Origin of the sequence: Shewanella aegiceratis (assembly GCF_019457495.1) — a bacterium.
Taxonomy (GTDB): Bacteria; Pseudomonadota; Gammaproteobacteria; order Enterobacterales; family Shewanellaceae; genus Shewanella; species Shewanella loihica.
The window spans coordinates 3,896,343-3,917,409 of record NZ_CP080416.1; the positions used below are offsets into that span (position 1 = coordinate 3,896,343).

Annotated in this window: 17 protein-coding genes; 7 read left to right on the plus strand and 10 right to left on the minus strand. The window is 54.6% G+C overall.

The genetic code is table 11. The annotated features are described in order from the left end of the window. Positions 1 to 155: 155 nt before the first annotated feature. On the minus strand, positions 156 to 866 hold the full coding sequence (gene mnmC2, locus K0H80_RS16935; RefSeq protein WP_220072347.1) for a tRNA (5-methylaminomethyl-2-thiouridine)(34)-methyltransferase MnmC2: 711 nt from the start codon (positions 864 to 866) through the stop codon (positions 156 to 158). 384 nt (positions 867 to 1,250) lie between these two features. Between mnmC2 and rarD the strand changes: the two genes are divergently transcribed. Further along, entirely contained in the window at positions 1,251 to 2,177 is a 927-nt protein-coding gene (gene rarD / locus K0H80_RS16940) for an EamA family transporter RarD (RefSeq protein WP_220072348.1), read from the plus strand. Here rarD and K0H80_RS16945 read toward each other — a convergent pair. Continuing rightward, complete coding sequence (locus K0H80_RS16945) at positions 2,097 to 2,732, minus strand: alpha/beta fold hydrolase (protein WP_220072349.1); 636 nt, start codon at positions 2,730 to 2,732, stop codon at positions 2,097 to 2,099. The genes rarD and K0H80_RS16945 overlap by 81 nt on opposite strands. A gap of 105 nt (positions 2,733 to 2,837) precedes the next feature. Between K0H80_RS16945 and K0H80_RS16950 the strand changes: the two genes are divergently transcribed. Together K0H80_RS16950 and K0H80_RS16955 are read left to right on the plus strand one after the other, a co-directional pair. Further along, the gene (locus K0H80_RS16950; protein WP_220072350.1) at positions 2,838 to 3,851 is read left to right on the plus strand and encodes a class I SAM-dependent rRNA methyltransferase; all 1,014 of its coding nucleotides are present in this window, start codon (positions 2,838 to 2,840) and stop codon (positions 3,849 to 3,851) included. 445 nt (positions 3,852 to 4,296) lie between these two features. Next, positions 4,297 to 5,466: an MFS transporter gene (locus K0H80_RS16955; RefSeq protein ID WP_220072351.1), complete on the plus strand. Its 1,170-nt coding sequence runs from the start codon at positions 4,297 to 4,299 to the stop codon at positions 5,464 to 5,466. On the opposite strand, the gene K0H80_RS16960 is transcribed toward K0H80_RS16955, so the two are convergent. Then, positions 5,463 to 6,704, minus strand: a complete 1,242-nt coding sequence (locus K0H80_RS16960) for a cation:proton antiporter (RefSeq protein ID WP_220072352.1) — start codon at positions 6,702 to 6,704, stop codon at positions 5,463 to 5,465. The two genes, K0H80_RS16955 and K0H80_RS16960, sit on opposite strands and share 4 nt — an antisense overlap. Positions 6,705 to 6,782: 78 nt before the next feature. Next, positions 6,783 to 8,228, minus strand: coding sequence for an MBL fold metallo-hydrolase RNA specificity domain-containing protein (locus K0H80_RS16965; protein ID WP_220072353.1), 1,446 nt, complete (start codon positions 8,226 to 8,228; stop codon positions 6,783 to 6,785). A 461-nt stretch (positions 8,229 to 8,689) separates the two neighbouring features. Between K0H80_RS16965 and K0H80_RS16970 the strand changes: the two genes are divergently transcribed. The 3 genes from K0H80_RS16970 to K0H80_RS16980 all read left to right on the plus strand — a co-directional run bounded on the left by K0H80_RS16970 (position 8,690) and on the right by K0H80_RS16980 (position 14,907). Beyond that, positions 8,690 to 11,338 (plus strand): DUF6242 domain-containing protein, encoded by a 2,649-nt coding sequence (locus K0H80_RS16970; protein WP_220072354.1) that lies wholly within the window; start codon positions 8,690 to 8,692, stop codon positions 11,336 to 11,338. A gap of 254 nt (positions 11,339 to 11,592) precedes the next feature. Beyond that, positions 11,593 to 13,524, plus strand: coding sequence for a bifunctional diguanylate cyclase/phosphodiesterase (locus tag K0H80_RS16975; RefSeq protein WP_220072355.1), 1,932 nt, complete (start codon positions 11,593 to 11,595; stop codon positions 13,522 to 13,524). 177 nt (positions 13,525 to 13,701) lie between these two features. Beyond that, positions 13,702 to 14,907: a GGDEF domain-containing protein gene (locus K0H80_RS16980; protein ID WP_220072356.1), complete on the plus strand. Its 1,206-nt coding sequence runs from the start codon at positions 13,702 to 13,704 to the stop codon at positions 14,905 to 14,907. Here the strand turns inward: K0H80_RS16980 and K0H80_RS16985 are convergent. From K0H80_RS16985 to K0H80_RS17010, 6 genes are all read right to left on the minus strand, one after another. Beyond that, positions 14,891 to 15,667: a Crp/Fnr family transcriptional regulator gene (locus K0H80_RS16985; protein WP_011867127.1), complete on the minus strand. Its 777-nt coding sequence runs from the start codon at positions 15,665 to 15,667 to the stop codon at positions 14,891 to 14,893. The two genes, K0H80_RS16980 and K0H80_RS16985, sit on opposite strands and share 17 nt — an antisense overlap. A gap of 122 nt (positions 15,668 to 15,789) precedes the next feature. Next, entirely contained in the window at positions 15,790 to 16,242 is a 453-nt protein-coding gene (locus K0H80_RS16990) for a copper chaperone PCu(A)C (RefSeq protein ID WP_220072357.1), read from the minus strand. 20 nt (positions 16,243 to 16,262) lie between these two features. Further along, positions 16,263 to 16,901, minus strand: a complete 639-nt coding sequence (locus K0H80_RS16995; protein WP_220072358.1) for an SCO family protein — start codon at positions 16,899 to 16,901, stop codon at positions 16,263 to 16,265. A gap of 15 nt (positions 16,902 to 16,916) precedes the next feature. Continuing rightward, positions 16,917 to 17,753: a hypothetical protein gene (locus K0H80_RS17000; protein ID WP_220072359.1), complete on the minus strand. Its 837-nt coding sequence runs from the start codon at positions 17,751 to 17,753 to the stop codon at positions 16,917 to 16,919. A gap of 85 nt (positions 17,754 to 17,838) precedes the next feature. Further along, complete coding sequence (gene nirK / locus K0H80_RS17005) at positions 17,839 to 19,017, minus strand: copper-containing nitrite reductase (protein ID WP_220072360.1); 1,179 nt, start codon at positions 19,015 to 19,017, stop codon at positions 17,839 to 17,841. Positions 19,018 to 19,424: 407 nt separating this feature from the next. Further along, positions 19,425 to 19,925 carry a MarR family winged helix-turn-helix transcriptional regulator gene (locus tag K0H80_RS17010; protein WP_220072361.1) on the minus strand — a complete coding sequence of 167 codons (501 nt, stop codon included), beginning with the start codon at positions 19,923 to 19,925 and terminating at the stop codon, positions 19,425 to 19,427. Between the two features lie 177 nt (positions 19,926 to 20,102). Between K0H80_RS17010 and K0H80_RS17015 the strand changes: the two genes are divergently transcribed. After that, positions 20,103 to 20,999 (plus strand): DMT family transporter, encoded by an 897-nt coding sequence (locus tag K0H80_RS17015; protein WP_220072362.1) that lies wholly within the window; start codon positions 20,103 to 20,105, stop codon positions 20,997 to 20,999. Positions 21,000 to 21,067 lie beyond the last annotated feature (68 nt).

A 21,067-nucleotide genomic window follows, 5' to 3' on the forward strand; every position in this document is an offset into this window, starting at 1 on the left:
TCCCTATGTGAAGCGAGTTGGATTCTAATCTATCGATTCCCGGCGAAAAAGAAAGTTCAGTTAATGACTTGTTACAAACAAAAAAGTGCTCGAGGTAGCCGGCAAGTTTAATCGGATCTCACCTAACGATTTTGGCTTACTCTTCCTGTCCCGGCTTACTCTTCATTTCCCGGCTGAGGCTTCCAGGCGCGGGTCATCTCCCGGCGACCCAGGGCCCCCGGATGGGGCTTCACCTTAAAACCTGCGGCCTTCAGATTACGCTTGAACTGGCCGTTGGCACAGTAGCTGACCAGCATGCCGCCCGGCATCATCATAGGAAAGAGGCGATCGAAGTTATCCTGGGTCCAGAGCTCGGGCTGCTTGCTGGGCGCAAAGCCGTCGTAGAACACCAGGTTGATGGAATCATCCGGCAAGGCCAGGCTATCCCAGGTGGCGTGGATCTTATGCAGCACGAAGCCGGGAAACAGGGTGACATCCTCGCCCCAGGGCGCGCTATGCAGGCGATCGAACAGATCATGCAGCGCGGCCGGCAGATGCTCCTTGTAGTTCAGCTGAGCGATCACCTCGCTAGGAACAGGATAGGCCTCTACCGTCACGAAACGGATCGGCCTTATGAGCCTATCCGGCTTACCATCGCTGCCCAGCACCCGCTTTAGCGTCAGCATGGCGTTCATGCCCGAGCCAAACCCCAACTCGAGAATATTCACCCGCTCGAAGCTGGGATCCAGATCGGCAAAACCCGACTGAATATAGACATGTTCAGACTCGCTAATGGCGCCGTTATGGGCATGATAACTGTCGTCAAACAGGCTGCTCATCAGGGTGTGGGAACCATCCTTGGTCATCTGTACATGGATCTTGTTCATTCTCGGCTCATCAACGATATTTGCTGCAGCCAGATTGTACCTTAGACCCAGCCCCGACATGCAAGTCTTTCCCATACCGCCTGACCAGGCTCCCGCTAAAAACAAAAAGCATCTCGAGTGATCAAGCTCACAGCCAAGAAGCCATAGGAATGGGAAAATCCGCTCCACTTTCAGTCATCTAGATGAGAGCCGGGTATTTTACCCATGTGACTCAGCTTCTCACTTGCTAATGCGTCAACAGCTAGTGCCTCACCAGCTAGCGCTTTTCGAGATCAGACTAAGGGCCAAGCCCAAGAGTCAGAGCATCAGACGAGTGAGCGATGACAAGACAATGCCAGCACGCGACCCAATATCAACATAAGCAAATAATACTTACGAGCCCCTATGCCCAGCCACATCCAAGTTAGCGCCAAAGGTAACGCCCTGGCGATCGTCTCCTTTCTACTTTGGGGGCTACTGCCCCTCTACTATCAGTTTTTGCCGGGCGCGGATATCACTGAGATGCTGGCGATTCGCCTGCTCTGCTCTGTGCCCTTCATGCTGCTAGTCTTTCTGCTGCTTGGCAAACCTCTGCCCAGCCTGGCACTGCTTAAGGCCAATCTTCCCTCGGTCGCCCTGTGCGCGCTGGCCTCGCTTATCATGTGCGTCTCCTGGTACAGTTTTACCTGGGCACTGACCCATGGTCAGGTGTTGGCGGCGAGCCTGGGTTTCTTCATCAACCCGCTGTTTGCCATCGGATTAGGGGTGCTGTTTCTAAAAGACAGGCTAACTGTCGCCCAGAAATGGGCTGTGCTGCTCGGCACTCTGGGCATAGGCTACATGGTGATGGCCTATGGTCAGCTCCCCTGGCTGGCACTGTTGATGGGCAGCTTCTTCGCCCTCTACGGCCTGTGTAAGAAGTTTATCCGTTTCGATTCGCTCACCTCAGTCACCATTGAGGCGGCGCTGCTCACCCCCATCGCCGCCGGCTATCTACTCTGGCTCAGTGCCACGGGTCAAAGTGAGGCGCTCTCGGGTGGCACGGGCACACTGCTGCTTTACATGGGGTCGGCGCCCGTAACCCTGCTACCGCTGATCTTCTTCGCCCTGGCGATTCGTCACACCAGCCTCTCCATGGTCGGCCTGCTGCAGTACATAGAACCGACTATGCACTTCCTGCTGGCGATCTTTCTGTTTAACGAGGCGTTCGATAGCATCAAGGCGGTGAGCTTCGCTCTGATCTGGGTGGGGCTACTCCTCTGCTCGCTGGAGGCCCTGCCCGGTCTGTGGCGCAGTCTCGCCACCCGGCGACAACTGCACCACCCCAGCTAGGATCTCTGCCACCACGCGGCGACTGAAGATCATCGACAGATGTAGCGGTCGCCAGATCACCCGATTATCGGCCCCCGGCCAATGGGAGCTGCGACTCGGCACTATGGTGAAATCGATGGGCGTGCGAAACGAGTAGAGGGCAATCCCCTTCAGGCGCTCCTGGCAATCGGCGAGCTGAGACAACAACTGACTCTTTGGCCTCAGCTCACGCATCGCCCGCGACGGATAGGGCAGCCAGGCGAGATAACTGCCGTGATGAGGAGATGAAATAGAGAACAGCGCCTTGGTGCGTTTTTCGCCCCCCAAATGCTGTAGGTAGTAACGGGCCACTATGCCGCCCATGCTAAAACCGATGAGGCAGATGGTCTCATCCTCGGCCAGGGCTGCCTCGATATGGCTTTGCAGCTGTTTCGCCGCAAAGGCTATCCCACGCCTGCCATCGAAGGGAGCCAGGGTCGGCGTCAGGCACTCAAAGCCCTGACGTTCAAACTGGCGCCGCATCCATCCCATCACCTGGCCGGTATTAAAGATCCCATGGACTAACACGAGTTTCATTCCTTCGCCCTCTCGCTAACGTCTGAGTTAATCGCCCCCAAGGGGCAAATATTTGCTATGATCCGCGCTCACTCCAGCATACCACCGATTAGGGATCATAAGATCATGTCGAACGCCGACCTGCTGCGCCAGGCGATCAGCCAAAGAACCGAGCTACTCGCCGCGGCACAAGCCGCCAACACCAACTGTTTTCGCGTGTTTCACGGCACGGTCGAGGGGATACACGGACTCACCATAGATCGCTATGGCGACGCCTGGCTGATCCAATCGTTTCACCAGAGTCTGACCCAGGAGGAGCTGGAAAGCCTCGGCCAAGTGCTCAAGCAGACCCAAGATCTTCCCGTCATCTACAATGATAGATCCAATAAAAACTCGCGTATTCTCAACCCGCTGACGCCTGAGCTCGATGCCTTCGCCAGCGCCGAGCAGGAGATGACGGAAAATGGCATCCGCTTCATCAGTAAGTTACGCCACGAAGGGCAAGATCCCCTGCTGTTTCTCGACATGCGTGTCGGCCGGGAATATGTGAAGGCCAACAGCCAAGGCAAGTCTGTGCTGAACCTGTTTTCCTACACCTGCGGCATAGGCACAGCCGCCGCAGTCGGCGGTGCAGAATCTGTCACCAACGTCGACTTCTCCTCCTTTGCCCTGGCCGCTGGCCGTCGCAACGCCGAACTCAATGGGGTAAGCGACAGGTGTGAGTTTATTCAGAGCGATGCCTTTCCCGCCATGCGCCAATTGGCGGGCATGAAGGTGGGTGGACGCCGCAACCAGAAACTCCCCAGCTACCCTAAACTGACGTCGCGTCAGTTCGACCTGGTATTCCTCGACCCGCCGCGTTTCGCCAAGAGCCCCTTCGGCACTGTGGATCTGATCAACGACTACCAGAGCCTGTTCAAACCCGCCATGCTGGCCACCAAGGCGGGCGGCACCATAGTCTGCTGCAACAACGTCGCCAAGGTAGAGCGTCAGGCATGGCTCGATGCCTTGAATCGCTGCGTCGAGAAGCAAGGGCGGCAGGTCGCCAGCTTCGAGTGGATCCACTGCCACCAGGACTTCCCCTCCTTCGACGGCAATCATCCGCTTAAGATAGTGGCGCTCACCTTGGCAGATCAGTAACTGAATCCCTGCAAACTGTTCTTGGTTAACCTAGCCAGTTTAGAAAAGACAGGATAAAAGTGGTAAAAATTTGGCCGTTAACTTAAAAATTCACGGCCTTTATCTACATAACGGCAACAAACAACAATTTGGCAACATAAAAACTATCAATTAACGCCGGATATCAGCCACAAAAAGTTTAAAACAAGCCTCATGCTAGGCTTAACCGCTAGAGTCCCTCAACAAGAACAGCTGTGAATTAATTATTCACAGAATGACTTTTTAGGGCAAAATTAGCGCTATTACTGCGACTTTTATATCAAAAAATCATCAAGCGTTAAAATTCACTTTACTTAGCGCCTCACTGGCACTACATTTCGCTTCCCGCTAAACAGTGAATAAATGGCAGTCCAATACACACTCCCTCCCAAGGCGCCATTTACCCGACTTAATTTGGAGATTATTGGTGTTAGACGTCGCCGATAACTGTAAATCGAACAATCCTACGGCACCCGTAATAGGTCTCTCTTTCTTTGCCGTCGCCTCTGGTTTTCTGATGAGCCTGATCCCCCTTTCATTGGGCAACTTCGGCCTGTCGCCAGATCTCGCCCCTTGGCTTTCCAGCATCTTCTATCTGGGGTTGCTGCTCGGCGCATTAAGGGTAGAGCGCCTGATCGCCAAAATGGGCCACAGACGCGGCTTTGTACTATTTCTCTCCCTGCTAATCGCCAGCATAGTAGCCATGTTGCTCTTGCCTGGTGCCGGCGTCTGGCTCGCGGCGCGCCTGCTCGCGGGTTTCGCCGTCGCGGGCGTCTTCGTGGTGATCGAATCCTGGTTACTGATGGCCGATAGCGTCAAGGCGCGTGCCAGACGACTGGGGATCTACATGGCCGCGCTTTATGGCGGCAGCGCCCTCGGTCAGCTGGCCATTGGTGAACTGGGCACTCAAGGTGTCTTACCCTATCTGTTTGTCATCGTCCTGCTCCTGCTGGCCATAATGGCCCCAGTGCTGATCCGCTCTGGAGAGCCGGCCCACCAGGCGCAGCAGAGACTCTCACTCAAGGAGAGCGCCAACCTGAGTCGCCCGGCGATCATAGGCTGCCTGGTCTCAGGCCTGCTGCTCGGCCCCATCTATGGCCTGATGCCCGTCTATATCGACAATCAGGTAGAGGAGCCGACCCAGACGGGGCTCTTGATGGCGGCGATTATCTTAGGTGGCATGGCGGTGCAGCCACTGATCAGCTATCTCTCGCCGCGGATGGACAAGCGCCTGCTGATGGCCATGTGCACTCTGGTGGGCTTGGTCGGTGTGGTCGGCGCCATAGAAACCAGCGCCTTTATGTTTAAGGGATTGAGCTACTTCATCCTGGGGGCGGCCAGTTTCGCCCTCTACCCTATCGCCATCTCGCTGGCCTGTGACAGGCTGCCGAGCATCAAGATAGTGTCGGCGACCGAGGTGATGTTGCTCTGCTATAGCCTGGGCTCTGTGGCCGGCCCCCTGCTGGCCTTGAGCCTGAGCGATAAACGCCACGGCATGATGATCTACCTGGCCATCTGTCTGCTGAGCACCTGCCTCTACATGCTACTCAAGAGCCTGCAGAAACTCGACGGTCAGACAGATCGTCTGCAGAGCTAAGCAGTACTGTCCTCGCCATCGGTATCAGGCTCAGCAGGCCGATGGCGTTTGGCATACCAGTTAGCTAGCGGCTGAGCCGATAGACCATGGGCCAGTATGCTCATCAAGACGGTCACAGTTACCACGGCATAGAGGGTCTCGAACCCCTTGATGCTGCCCATCTCATGGGCGACGATCAGCACATAGAGGATAGAAGCGATCCCCCTGGGGCCAAACCAGGCGATAAAGGCACGGGTCGCCAGATCTAACTTGGTGCCTATCAGAGAGATCATCACGGGCAACATACGCAGCAAGGTCAGACTGAGCAGGGCGTAGATAATCACCTCCATGGTGACATAGGGCAACGTGGTTGGCACAAACGCCAGGCCGAAGATGAAGAAGCTTATCAACACCAAGAGTTCCCCCTCGCTCTCGGCAAAGTCTTCGATATGCCCCCTGGCCATCTCGCTGGTATTACCGGCATAGAGACCGGCGAAGAAGGCGGCGATGAACCCATTACCCGAAAACTCCTCCGCCAGATAAAAGGCCAATATCGCCAAGGCGATGGGGATCAGGTTGAGGTAGGTCTCCACCATGCCATCACGTTTGAAACAGAAGATCTGCAACTTGGTGCCCAGATAGCCGACGGCGCCGCCCACCAGGGCGCCGAACAGGATCTGCTGCATCACATAGACCAGCCAGTGTTGATCCTGGGCGTGCTCCAGGCCGCTCATAATCAAGGCCACCACAGTAATTAACACGGGGAAGATAATGCCGTCGTTCAGCCCGCTCTCCACATTGATGGTGGAGCGTATCGTCTTGGGCACCTTAGGGTCCGAGACCACCGCCTTACCCAGGGCTGCATCCGTCGGGGTCAGCAGCAGGGCTAACATCAGCAAATAGAGAAAGGGTTGGTCGGGAAAGAAGAATCCCGCCACAAGGGTGCCAGCCGCGACCGTGATCGGCAGGCCAATAAACAGCAGGCGCGCCGGTAGCTGCCATGACTGCTTCAGTAGCCTGAGATCCAGCAGGGCGGCGTCGCTAAACAACACCAATACCAAGGCGATTTCCACCATGATAGTGACAAATTCGGCATCCACCTTCACCTGAGTCACATCCAAGCCGAAGGGGGACAACAGCAGGCCGAAGGCGGTAAATACCATGGGGCCTGAGATGTCGAAACGCGCCAACCACTTAGAGATATAGCCGTAGAGCAACACGACTAAGGCAATGATAAGTATGACAATATGTTCATCCATTGGGGCTTTCCTTGGCTGACTGATGGCTTGCTGCTTAAGCTAGCAGAAATTATTCCCCATGGCTCTAGCTGAAACGGACTAATCTCGGTCTAGCAGCCAAACCAGCTCCGGCAAGGCGGTAAGGTCTAAGGTATCGCCCCGCTCGGCGATCACCACATGGGGCGACTGGCTTCCCTCTGGTACCAACTCGGCCTTGAGCCGCTCCTGCGCCTCCCGCTCACCATGGATCAGAATCAGCGGCGGCGTGTGTTTAAAGTGTCGATACCAATGGATAAGCTCGGCCTGATCCGCGTGAGCCGACAGCCCGCCGACCGTATGTATCTTGGCCTTCACCGGAATATCGCGACCATGTATGGTAAGCGACTCGGCGCCATCCACCAGCAGGCGTCCCGGCGTACCCAGGGCCTGGAAACCACAGATGATCACATCCGACTGGGGATTGGCCAGGTTATGCTCTAGATGGCTGCGGATCCGGCCGCCGTTGCACATGCCGCTACCGGCGATGATGATCAAGCCCTGATGGATCTCGTTGAGCTCCATCGACTCCTGGGTGCTGTCGATGAAATCCACATTCGAGAGCAGCGGATGCTTGCCCGGCGACAGACGGGTGAAGCGCTTAAAGTCCTCATCCATCAGCTGATAGTTGGCCACATAGATCTGAGTCGCCTTGATCGCCATGGGGCTGTCGAGACAGATACGCCAGTTGGACAGCGCCCACTCCTTGGCATAGAGGTGAAACAGATAGAGCAGCTCCTGAGCCCGCCCGACGGAGAATGCGGGTAGGAGAATATTGCCGCGGCTCTCCTTAATCGTCTTGGCGAAGATCGCCCTGAGCTCCGCCAGGGTATCGTCCCAGCTGCGGTGTAACCTATCGCCATAGGTGCTCTCCATCAACACCAAATCCGCGTCATCGATCAGCGTAGGATCATCCAGGATCGGCATACCCGCCCGCCCCAGATCGCCGCTAAACACCAGCTTCTTGCGCTCGCTTCCCTCACCCAGCCACAACTCGACCACAGCCGAGCCTAGAATATGGCCGGCATCGCTTAAACAAGCCGTCAACTGGGGCGCCACCTGTACCGACTGACCATAATCCAGGGCAACAAACTGCTTGATCACCAGCGCCACATCTTCTTCGTCGAACAGGGGCTCCAGCGGCGGCAGTTCCATCTTCACCCGCTTCTTGTTGAGGCGCTCCACATCGCGTACCTGCAGCATGGCGGCATCCCTTAGCATCACCTCACACAGCTCAACCGTCGCCTTATGGGTATAGATAGGGCCAGTAAAGCCAGACTTGACCAGCAGAGGGAGACGCCCCGAGTGATCGATATGGGCATGGCTGAGCACCACGGCATGAATCTCTGTTGGCTCGAAGAGGAAGGGCTCGTGATTGCGCAGTGCATCGAGCTTACCACCCTGGATAAGGCCGCAGTCGAGCAGCACCTGACGACCCGAGATATCGAGAAGATGACAGGAGCCCGTCACCTCCTGGGCCGCACCGAGAAAAGAGAGCGTCATCTGCATAACAGTGTCCTTTGAATAACAATGCCATTTGAATAATAAGATCCTTTGAGTAACAAGGTCTTAGAGTGCCCGTAAGCGGTAAGACAAAGAGAATACCTGGCCCAAACGAGCATGAAAGAAATCATTCGGCTTATGGTTAAAAGATAGTCTTTTTAGTAGCTTCCAACCAGTTGTCTCAAAGAGAATCACAAACCCAGAAGCGATAAATCTGGTTCTGCCCACACCAAAAAGGCTAATGAGCCTGACTACGAGTAGACGCGAATATTCTCATTCCTTAGTCTTATTTTCTTGTGTCTTTATCATTGACCAATACACAACAAGCAAATAACATATCGACAACAAATCTTATTGATGTACAAAGACTTAATTAAGTAAAAACGAATCTAATACGAGATAAGATAGGGGGATGCACTCAGGCATTTCCCAAAATAACAACAAACAAAAAGATAGGGACATTCGCTATGCTTAAGGGATTAATGCGTATAGGCTGCTTGCTTATACTCGCCTCGCAACTCAGCGCCTGTGGTGGTGGAAGCGGCTCATCAGAAACAGATAAAACCGCGGTCAAACTCAACCAAACACTCAGCTTTAGTCAAAGTGGCACCATAGAGAAAACCTACGGTGACCAAGCCTTTAGCAACTCGCTTCAAGGTTTTTTAGGAACTGGAGCCATAAGTTATACCAGCTCTAACCCCGAAGTCGTCACCGTCTCCAATGATGGTTTGGTCGCGATATTAACCGCGGGTTCCAGCACTATTACCGCTCATATCGCCGAAGATGCCAAGTACCTGGCAGCCTCCGCCGCCTATCAAGTCAATGTCGCCAAGGCGGAGAGAGCTATCGCCTTTGACAACACTGGCACAGTGGCGCTCTTTATCGATCAAACTTATCTGAATCCCGTCAATGTCGATGTTGCTAACGTCACTTTTAGCAGCCAAGATCCTGCCGTGGCCTCGGTGGATACCAGTGGACAGGTGACGGCGCATACGCTAGGCGAGGCGCAGATCTTTGCCGAGATCGCCGAGACCGCTAACTACCTTAAAGCCAGCAGCAGTTTCTTTGCTTCTGTCGCACCAAAGTCGCTAACACTCAAGTTGCTGATAGGAACCGATGACACAAAAGTGTTTACTGATGTAGATACTCCTCTGCAACTAGCCAGTACCACTCAGGCCGACTGTGATTTTAACAATTTCAGCAACTGCGATAACGGGCTGGTAGACAAGCTATCCACACAGCCGCTAATAGACAGCAGCTTAACCACGACGAGTGATGCCTACTATAACGTCTTCCACGGCCAACATGCTGGTCAGGCAACCTATGTCGCCAACAATAACCTCACTCGCCGAACTTCGGCCAAGGCCGTTTCTTTCGATGGCTATCTCTGGCTCATCGGTGGCTATGACTATACAGGCAATGATGCCAGTATCTGGCGATCGAGCGATGGCAACATCTGGCAAAAAGTGGTTGATGAGGCTCCCTTTGGCGAACGCCACCCCATGGCAGTTTATACATTTGCAGACCATATCTGGCTCGTAGGTACACGAAGTAATAGTAAGCTTAACGATGTATGGCACTCAGCAGATGGCATCAATTGGACGCAGGTGAATGCCGATATTGGCTTTAGCGAGCGCAACGGCTATTCGGTGACGACTTTCAATGACAAGATGTGGATATACGGCGGTTATGACTTTCAGGCCGGAGACTATGTCAAAGAGATCTACTCCTCTACCGATGGTATAACCTGGAACCTGGAGTCGTCAGATTCAAATGCAACCCAGAGAGTAAGCGCAGCCTTTGTCGAATTTAAAGATAAACTTTGGCAATTTAGTGGCAGAAACGATATCCAGAAGACAGCCGATATCTGGAACTCAGACGACGGTATTCACTGGACGAAAATATCAAATGACGCCGGATTCTCGGGCAGAGAACGCCATGAAGTAAGGCAAATCGGTAATCAATTAATTTTGCTAGGCGGTTATATCGATCAGCTCGATCCAAATCGTTCAGCCTTTCCAAATGATGTATGGACCTCCACCGACGGTGCCTCTTGGACGTTAGCAACTGCAGACGCAAACTTCGGATTAAAATCCTACATGGTAGATAGGGTACGTAAATACTTCACCACCGCGGTACATAATGATGCCCTGGTCGTTATTGGCGGCAGAAGTGAGAATGGCATCATACTCAACGACAACTGGCAAACGACAGACGGCAAGCATTGGCTGCCACTCAATATTCAGCTACCAGCCATGACAGACATTCAGGCAGTCAGTCACCAGGGAGAGATACAACTGCTTTCTGGCACCAACGAAGATTTCGAGAAAGTAAATACTCGTTGGCACTCTACTGACGGTTTCAGCTGGACATTAGATGATTCCACTACGCTTCCCTTTCCAACGGACAGCAAGATACTTACTTTTTCAGGTAAGATTTGGGCCTTGCACGCAAGTGGTAGCTACTCATCACTCGATGGTAAAACCTGGACCCAAGAGGCGCTCACCGGACCAAATGTTGGCACGCAAAACGGTCAATACTCAGTCTATCCATTCGACAATAAATTATGGGCTATCGACACACAAAACGGCGTCGTATATCGCTCAGAAGATGGCATCAACTGGACAGATGTAGGCAACAATAATTTCCCCGCACGCGCCGTAACCCAAATCAGCAGCTTTGGCGGAAAACTATGGGTGGTAGCGGGTCACGAAACCCTATCTCGAACGGCTCAACTCAGTGATATCTGGTCAACCACAGATGGTATCACCTGGACAAAACAGGCAGATACCACTGGATTAGGCGCGAGACATATACACCAGCTCGTCGAGTTTGACGGTAAATTATGGGCCTTTGGCGGATATGGCGCTAACCAAACCTTAACCGATCTCTGGTATTCGCAAGATGGCACCAGCTGGACCAAGGCCATGGATAATTTTTCCTTCGAGGCTAAGCGTGGTTATCACGCCATGGTTCACGGCGGTCAACTTATTATTTTAGGCGGATTGATGCCCCATCCTCAGGATCCAGACCTTCAAATCAACGCCAACCAAGTCTGGATGACGACTAACGGCACTGAATGGCGCCGAGCGTTACAGCAAACGCTGAGTTTCTAAGCCCAAGCGGCTAACGGCAAGAACGAAAAGGCTCGATGAGATAACCACTCATCGGGCCTTTTTTTTTATTTTTCAGCCTATGCCATCGCGCCAACCAAGTAAGCTTTTGCGTTAAAGCAAACCGAAAAGAAAAGCAAAAAATAGCCCTAAACCTGCCGCTGATTAAAAAAACAACAAACCAGCGAAAGACAGGAATGAAATCTTTAGGTTATAGTTAGTTAAACGGATGGCACACGCGCTTTTCAGGATCCCCTATGAAGCCCTATCAAGACGCTCTCTCATTGCTGGAGCAAGACCCACTCTTCAGCCAGACTCAGGTCAACACGGCCCAGCTTGCGGTGCCGGATGAGATGTTTAACGGCTGGCAGCAAACCTTAGATCTGCTGTCGGAAATCGTCGACACCCCGGCCATCCTGATCATGCGGGTGACGGAAAAAGATATCTCTGTCTTCACCACCAGCCATCATCCAGACAATCCCTATAAACGCCATGACACAGAGAGCCTGGGTCATGGTCTCTACTGCGAGACAGTGATCAAGCGCCAAGCCGAGCTGGTCGTGCCCAACGCCCTAAAAGATAAGGAGTGGGATCGCAATCCCGATATCAAGCTGGGGATGATCGCCTACTGCGGCCTGCCGCTCACCTGGCCCAACGGCCAGCCCTTCGGCACCCTGTGTATGCTGGATAACAAGGAGAGGGACTACGGCCGCACCTTTCGCCATCTGCTGGCGCGGTTTCAAAACGCCATCAATGCCAATCTCGCCAGCCTGTATCAGAGCGCCAAACTTTTCCATCTCAACCAAGTCTTAGAGACCAAGGTGCAGCAACGTACCCTAGAACTCACCAGGCTTAACAAGAAACTATTGAGCGAGATAGAGCAACGTACCGTTATCGAGAATTCGCTGCAATTTCATAAGGATCACGATCCATTGACCGGCCTTGCCAATCGGCTGGGGTTCGTGAATCAGCTCTCACAGCAACTCAGCCAACCCGATGAACTGTCTACCTATGTGATCTACTTTGGCCTGCGTAACTTCAAGTCGATCAACGAGAGCTATGGCTATGTGGTCGGCGACAAGGTGCTGCAGCTCTTCAGCCAGCGCATCAAACGCATCCTGGATAAGGATACCCTGTTTGCCCGCATCGCCGGCGCCGAGTTCGTCATCGCCCACAGGGGCAAGAATCCCCTAGAGCTTCCCCTGATCGACAGCATAATACAGACCGCCAATATTCCCTTCGCCCTGGCAGAGTTCAGCATCAATATTCCCTGTTGCATTGGGGTCGCGGTCGCGCCGACGGACGCCCAGGAGGCCTCTGAGCTGATGCAGAAAGCCGGTGCAGCCATGAGCATCAGCAAGGCCGAGGCCACGCCCTACAGCTTCTTCAACAAGCACACTCAAACCAATATCGAGCGCCGCTGCCTGCTGGAGTCGCACCTGGTGGATGCCCTCAAACATCAGGAGCTGAGCCTGCATTACCAGCCGCTGTTTAGCCTGCAACACAAGCGGGTTATCGGTGCCGAGGCCCTGCTCCGCTGGCACAGCCCACAGCTGGGTAATGTACCGCCGGATCAATTTATCAGCCTGGCTGAGCACAATGGTCAGATCATCGCCATCGGTAACTTCGTGCTGCATACCGCCATCGAACAGGCCGCCAAGTGGCGCAGCCAAGATCCCAGCAGGCCGTTTAGGGTGGCGATCAACATCTCACCGCTGCAGTTTCGCGATACCGATTTTGCCGACTATATTGCCAACCTCTTAAGCCTCTACCGCCTGCCGGCCTCCTCCCTGGAAATGGAGATCACCGAAGGCGTGCTGCTGCAAGATGAGCAGCTGGCGCAGCATATCATTGGCCAATTGCAGGCCCTGGGGGTGAGGATCTCCCTCGACGACTTCGGCACCGGCTACTCCTCCCTGAGCTACCTGCAAAAATACTCCTTCGATACCCTGAAGATAGATCGCTGCTTCATCACGAATCTAGAGAAGAACGAACAGGACAGAGAGCTAACCCGGGCGATCATCGCCATGGGCAAGAAGCTGACACTCAACGTGATCGCCGAAGGGGTAGAGACTCAGGCGCAGGATGCCTTTATCCGCCAGGAGGAGTGCGACTTCGGACAAGGTTATCTGTATGGCAGGCCTGTGGATGCGCAGACCTTCGAACGCGACTATCTGAGCGCTGACTAAATTTAAGTTAAGCACGGCTGAGACCCAACAATTAAGGCAAAACCGAGTCACCCAGCGCCGAGAAGCCGGGTAAGCGCGAGCCCGCTGACGGACAAGACGAACATAACAATTTAGTAACAAACAGTTTCACTCGACGCCACGGCTGCTTTATAGTGTAAAAAAATAAAAAGATCGCTTATGAATATTGACCCCATTGCCGAGCTCTTGGTGCTATTTATCTGCCTGCTCGCCAGTACCTCTACCCTTGCCTGGGGCCTGATGGCCTACCCGCTGCGCATCGCTCCCCGCGCCAGCACCTATTTCTCCCTTGCCAACCTGTTGATCTTAATGGGAGTGCTGCTCACCACACTCAGGGATCAGACGCCGAGTTATCTCTACTGGTTGGGGGCAGACATGCTGCTGTTACTCGGTTTCGTGCTGCTTCGTAGCGGCACCCAACGCCTGTTTCGCCTGCCAAGCAGCATCAAAATAGATCTCGCCTTACTGCTCCTGACGGGGCTCTTGATGCTAACTCAGCCGCCTAGCATAGCAGCCAGCGATACCCTGGGCATCTTCTTCTCCTTCATGGCCGCCAGCACCTTCTTGCTGATGGCCAAGGACAATCTGGTCGCCCTGGAACACACGGTCAAACGCCCCATCGCCGTGATCCTATTGAGTCCCATCGCCCTGATGGGCGTCATTTTTGGCCTCAGGGCGCTGTTGCTGCTCATCGAGCCTGCTCTAAAATCCCACCTGGCCAGCATTCAGAGCGCCGACGCCATCCCCATGTTATGGCTGTATGTGGTCATGACCCTATGGATCAACGTGATCATGATGGGCAACGCCCTCACACGTCTGGTGCAGAAGATGCGCCAACAGGCAGACAGGGACTACCTCACAGGGCTATGGAACCGGCGCGCCATGCAGCAGCAACTGGAGCAGCTGCATCAGCGTTGGCTCAGGGATGGACAGGCCTATAGCCTGATCCTGTTCGACCTGGATTTCTTCAAACAGATCAATGACAAGTTTGGTCATTCTGCTGGGGACGCCGTGCTCGTTAAGACTGCGCAGCAGATAGGTAAGGTCACCCGCGCCATGGACATCTTCTGCCGACTCGGCGGCGAGGAGTTTCTGCTGGTATTACCCGGCACAGATGGCGCGGTGGCGGAGATCATCGCCCAGAAATTGCAGCAGGCCCTGAGACAATCCAGCCTCAACTGGCAGGGCAGCCTGCTCCCCATCAGCGCCAGCTTCGGCATAGTCACTACGGCAACCGGCGATACACCGGACAGCCTATTGGCGCTGGCAGACAAGGCGATGTACCGCGCCAAGGAGACCGGCAGAGATCGCTGCTGCACGGCAGAGCGACGGCTAGAGCAGGTTCAGGCTACACCATCTCAATAGCGATCTGCTGACAGGGCGCCTTACCCGAGCGAATGAGCGGCTCGCTGGTCTGGATTGCCTGATTGGCAAGGGGCATGTTGGCGCTGGTATAGAGCTTAGCGAGATCTTTGATATCTATGGCACCACGAGACTCGCCGATGATCCCTTCGGTCACCATCTTCTTCATCAGGCGGGAAAAAGTTTCTGGCTGAATCGACAGGCGCGATGCCAACACACGTTTAGGAATATCCAACTCGACCCGCCCCTGGTTGTCGCCGATCTTCTGCATGTTGCGCAGCAGAAAAAGCAGCAGACGCGACTGGGCATTCTGCACAGATAGTAGCTCTACCTCATTGATATCCTTGCGTAACCTGACACTCATCTCCGCCATGATGGCGATACAGGCATCGGGATTGCCCCTGAGCATGGCGAGGTAACCTTCACTGTCGAAACTGACTAGGGTGCAGTGGGACACGGCCTGGGCCGACACAGGATAGGAGGCCTGACGGCTAAACATCAGCGCCTCGGCGAAGGTGCGCCCCTCGCGCACCACCTCTATCACCTTGTCCTGACCCTGCAGGCTGGTGCGATAGAGTTGCAGATGCCCCTGAATCACCAGGTAAAATCGTTTGGCCAGATCGCCCTGATAGAACAAATTTTCGTGGGCGGCCAGGGTGATCTTGGCGGCTTGCCCCAGCAGGCGACACAGCTCCTCTTCGCCCAGTGCCGAAAACAGGTGGTGTTGGTGAATGCAGGCCTTAATCTGTGGATCTGTTATCATCGCGCCTTCCTTAGTCCTGTCGCTCCGTTAATCTAAATCACAACCTGATAACAAGTCGTGATCTAGATCATAATGAACAGGTATTAAAGATGAATCAAATTCAAAAAGCGCGTGAAGCTAAATTAGTGGTGCATGCTGTGGTCGTGAGCCTCTCCCTGAGCCGTGACTTTGGCCATCACCGACAGGGTCTCGCCATCCGCCAGGGTAAGTGTCAAAGCCACCTCTTCACCCAAAGCCGGCACGCCGGTCTTAAAGTCCGACATCATGCCGTGATAGCCGCCGGGCGCCAGTTTCACCATGCCATGGGGCGGGATCTGTATCGCCTCCACTCCTTGCATCCGCATCACCTCATTCTCCATCAGCGTCTGGTGCAGCTCCACCACGCCGCGTGGGCTAGTGATCGCCTTGAGCACCAAGGGCTTGTCGCTCGGGTTATGTAGGGAGAGATAGACGGGCACTACGCGAGAGGTGGGCGGCATGCCGCGGATCCAGGCGTCGTGTACCATCAGCTCGCTGGCCTGGGCGGCACCGAAACAGCTACAAAGCAACACAAATAAGCAGAAACGACCTTTCATATAATTTCCTTTTTTCATGATTAGAGCAGGCTCTCGATCTGTTGACGCATCTCGTCTATAGGGGTGCCTGTGTAGAAGAAACCGCGCACCCTCTGTTTGCCATCGAGCACGAAGATCTTGGCGGTATGGGAATAGAGATACCCCTGACGCTTAGGCGCCTTGCTATCTTCCAGGCTCAGCTTCTTATACTCAGTAGTCACCTTCTCTTCGGCCAACTTGGTGTAGTCGGCCTTAAATAACGCGGCGACCTCATCTATCTTCTCCCGCTCATCCACCAAGCCGATAAAGCTGGGGTCGAAGTAGCTGAGGTATTTGTTCAGGTGCTTGGGCGTGTCGTAATCGCTGTCGATGCTGATAAAGAGCACCTGAATGCGATCTCGGGTCTCACTCGGCAACTGATTCATCAGCTGGCTAATGTGGGCCATGGTGGTTGGGCAGATATCGGCGCAGTTGGTGTAACCAAAAAACATCATCACCACCTTGTCGTGAAAGTCAGACAGACGAACCTCACCCCCCTTGCTGCTGCGCAGGCTAAAATCGCCACCAATCCCCTTGAGGATCGGCATGTTCGCCATGCTAGCAGCGCTCATCAGGCTGCCGATCAGCAGCACACAGAGGCTCAGGGCCAGATGAAACTTACCTTGGTTAACTTGTGTCATAGTCAATTCCTTCTCCTAACAACGCACCTCGGCGCCAAGATCTGTCACCGGCGGCAGGTACTCGGCACGGTACAGGACTACCTTAGCCCCCTCTGGTGTCACGGCGAGCAGCATAGTCACGCCGATTCGCGCCAACTCGACCTCGCCCTCGCTGTTGGTGGCCGTCCACTGATACTCGAAACTCAAACGGTATTGCTCTGCCTCGGGCGTCAGGCTGTAGTTCTTGATCACCCGCCGGCTGTCGCTGTGATTCAGGCTGTGCAAGTAGGCGAGATACTGGCTCGGGGTCTGGCCAGCATCTTCGGGGCCGGTAAAGCTTGCATTCTTAGCTAACAGACCGAGCAGAGTCACGTCACCAAGCCTGTCTAGCGACTCGGTCCAGCGATAGAGCGCCACGCGAACCAGATTGATCTCGGCGGCGGGGCGATAGCGGGAAGTAAAGTCATCATACTCGTTGACCAGAGTGACGCTGCTGCGCACCAATCCTCGATTATCCAGGCTCAGGCGCTGCACCACATATTGCCCCTTCACCTCGCTCTCACCTTCGGTTGGCGAGGCCAGCTGAAACTCTGTCTCCACCTCTACCTCGACACCCTCCTGACTGCGGGCAATAGGGGTGATGGACATGAGGTGATGAGCGCCTTGACTTGGTAGGCTGCCGGCATACTCGGCGTAGTCCACTAGATCGCTTTCTGGCGCCAAGCGCTTGTCGGTCTGGCCCATATCCAGGTTGGCATACCAGAGATAGACATTTGCCTCCAGGCCGTAGTCCACCTCGGCGGCCGCTGCGCTGGGGGTCATAACAAACCCGCCCAGCATCATCAGCAATCCCATCAGGAGTAACCTTTGCATCTGCATCTCCCATCGTTGCGACGATAATTGGCTCGAGCCTCACCTAGACCCGAGCCCTTTTGCCTAAGCCCTTAGCGCTTAGCCCTTAGGCAGTGGCTATGCTAGATGGCTTCTTGAGCTGCACCATCAGGTTGTCATCCCACTCGCCGTCGACCTTCACGTGAGCCGCTGCGCCCTTGATGATCGCCTCGATCAGGTTGTGGTTCACATAGGCATAGAGACCTGGCTGGCGGAAGGTGTATAGGGCGGCGCAGGCACTGCCCCCGGCGACCATCCAGGTTTCCAGGTTGGTCTGCGGCGCATCGGTAAATGAACCCGCTGGCCAGACATAGTCACCGTGTCCGCCGATGATGTGCGGACGGGTATCGCGGTTCGCCTGAGAGTGTACGAAGAGCACTGACTCACCCACCTTGGCGGTCATGGCGTTCTTACCTGTCAGGGCACCCACGGCTCCGTTGAACACCACGTGAGATGGGGTAAGCGTCTTCATCACCTCAAGCACCTCACTCATGCTACCCATCACAGTGTCATAGGCCTTGTATTTGCCGTTGGCATCCTTTGGCACATAGAAGTCGGCTTCGCCTATGTAGTAGGCCTTGTCATATTTAACTGGCTTGCCCTCGGCATCTTTCAGGCCGTCACGGGGCAGCACCATGATGGCGCCGTGCATGCCCATAGCTACGTGCCAAGGGATCATCACCCCGCCCGGCGCACAGTGATACACGAAGGTACCCGCCTTGGTCGCCTTGAAGCGGAAGGTCACCTCTTGGCCGGGAGAAACCAGAGTCAGCTCGCCGCCGCCCAGGGCGCCGGTGGCGGCGTGCAGGTCGATGTTGTGGGCCAGGGCATTGGTCGCAGGGTTTACCAGAGTCAACTCGACGAAGTCATGTTGATGACAGACGATGAGCGGGCCAGGCACGCTGCCGTTGAAGGCGCAGACCCAGGCCTTGGTGCCGTTTTCCAGCTCCACCTGCTTCTCTTCTACCACCAGCTTCACCTGCACCACCTTAGGCTTACCCTTGGCGACCTGATCATGCTTAGGCACCATAGGTGGTGGCACCAGGTCTAAGGTGACGCGCTCAAGCTGCTCCGCCTTATAGTTGGCCATACGGTCTGACTTGGTCTGTGTGGTGGCCGAGGCACTGGTTGATACCAAGCCGGCCGCCATACCAGCGCCCACCAGGCCCAAACCGACTGAACCACTCAAGAAGCTACGACGTTGCTGATCGACATTCACTGCAGGGGTAGAAGATTGCTTTTCCATAAAATACTCCGTTGTTAGCGCATTTCACCAAAGGGGTTCAAACTGCCAGAGCCACTGTGATGAAGGTGTTATTACCTTGTTGCAGTTAAGACTATGCCTTTGACACAGATTGAAATTGACTTTGGTCAAGTCGCTCAAGAAATTTCAAATTGGCTAAATTAGCCGAGAAAAGCGGGGGATTTCAGGCGATAAATGAGGCTAAAAAACAGGCAAAAAATCCCTGCTATCCCAGATGGGACGGCGGGGTTAAAAGGACAATAGGCGGCGAGGTTCAGGCTGTCAAAGTGACCGGGAAAGCCCCAGCAAGCCTTACCATTTGTAATGATAAGTTTACAGAAATGAGAAAGCCAGACGGTGAAAAAGTCGGCAGATTCAGGTTGGTCTCTACCGACAGAAGAAGGATAAAGTTAAGACTCGAATGCCTGCAGCCAATGTTTAAACAGCGCATCCAGCTGCTGTTTCTCATCGGGCGACAGACGATTGGTCAGGGCCTGCTGGGCCGCCACGTGGGCCTCTATCGCCTCATCGATCAACGCGAGCCCCGCCTCGGTCAGGCCGACACTGACGCTACGCCTGTCTTCCTGACAATGGCTGCGGGACACCAGCCCCTTCTTCTCCAGGCCATCGACGCGGTTGGTCATGGCACCCGAGGTGAGCATCATGGCCGCCAGCAGATCCGAGGGCGTCAGACGATAGGGCTCCCCCGAGCGACGCAGGGTCGCCAGCACATCGAACTCCCCCATGCTGATGCCAAACTGCTTGTGACAGGCACTAACCTCTGTTTCCAGATGTTTATAGATGCGCATCATGCGGCCGAGGATCGCCATCGGCAGGGTATCCAGTTGCGGCTTCTCCTTGGCCCATTGGGCCCTTAGGCGATCGACGCCGTCGAGTTGATTTGAGTTCATCTGCTCTCCGAGAACACATAGAGTGGTGTCAGGCTCAATGGTCACGACCATAGAGGAAACGGTAACCACAGGCATTTATCTTTAGGTAAAGATAATTAATCCTTAGATACTTTACAAGCAGAATCAAAAGGTGCAGACTTATATCTTCACGTAAAGATACTTTTTGTTGAGATAAATATGAATGTACTGCTAGCCATGATCCCCGCCTTCTTCTGGGGCACCACCTACGCGGTGACCCAATATACGCTGCCGGACTGGCCTCCTCTGTTGCTTGGTGCCTTGCGAGCGCTGCCGGCCGGCCTTATCCTGCTGGCGATCAGGCCCAGCCTGCCAAAGCGTCAGGAGTGGAGCCTGCTGATTCGCTTAGGCTTTATCAATATCGCCGCCTTCTTCAGCCTGATCTTCGTCATGGCCCTCACCCTGCCCTCGGCCATCTCGGGCGTCGGTATGATCTCTGTGCCTGTATTTGCCATGCTCTACCAGTGGCTGTTTCATGGGCGGCGCCCCGGCCTGACCCAGGGTTTCTTCGGCCTGGTGCTGATCGGCCTGGCCTGGCTACTGTTTAACCCCAACTCCATCAGCCTCAACCCCATAGGTCTGCTCGCCATGCTGGCGGCCATCAGCTGCATCATAGTCGGTAGCGGCATCACTAAGGCCCTTGGGGATCGCATGCATTGGTGGACGGTATTGACCTGGCAGCTGATCATCGGCGGCGTGCTGCTGAGCCTGGCGGCAGGCGTGCATGCCTGGCTGGCACCACAAGGCTATGGCAATGCGCTTAGCCAACTCAGCCCGAACAACCTTGTCGGCATCGGCTGGATCATCCTGCTCAATACCGTACTGGGCTATATCATGTATGTCTGGCTGTTGCAGCGGATGAGCGTGGTGGACTTTACCTTTGGCGGCATCGCAAACCCAGTGGCGGGTATCGTCTCTGGCATGGTACTACTGGGCGAATCTTTCACGCCGCATCAGTACCTGCTGATGTTGGCCATGATCGCCGCCTCATTGATGCCGCAAATCATAGGCTTGATAGGTGAACGCAGGCGTGTCGCTCAGGCTAAACTCCAATAGGCTTCACAAATATCTATGTTTGAGTTTCCCCAATTTACACTAAGGGTTACCATGGCTTTTTCATTAAT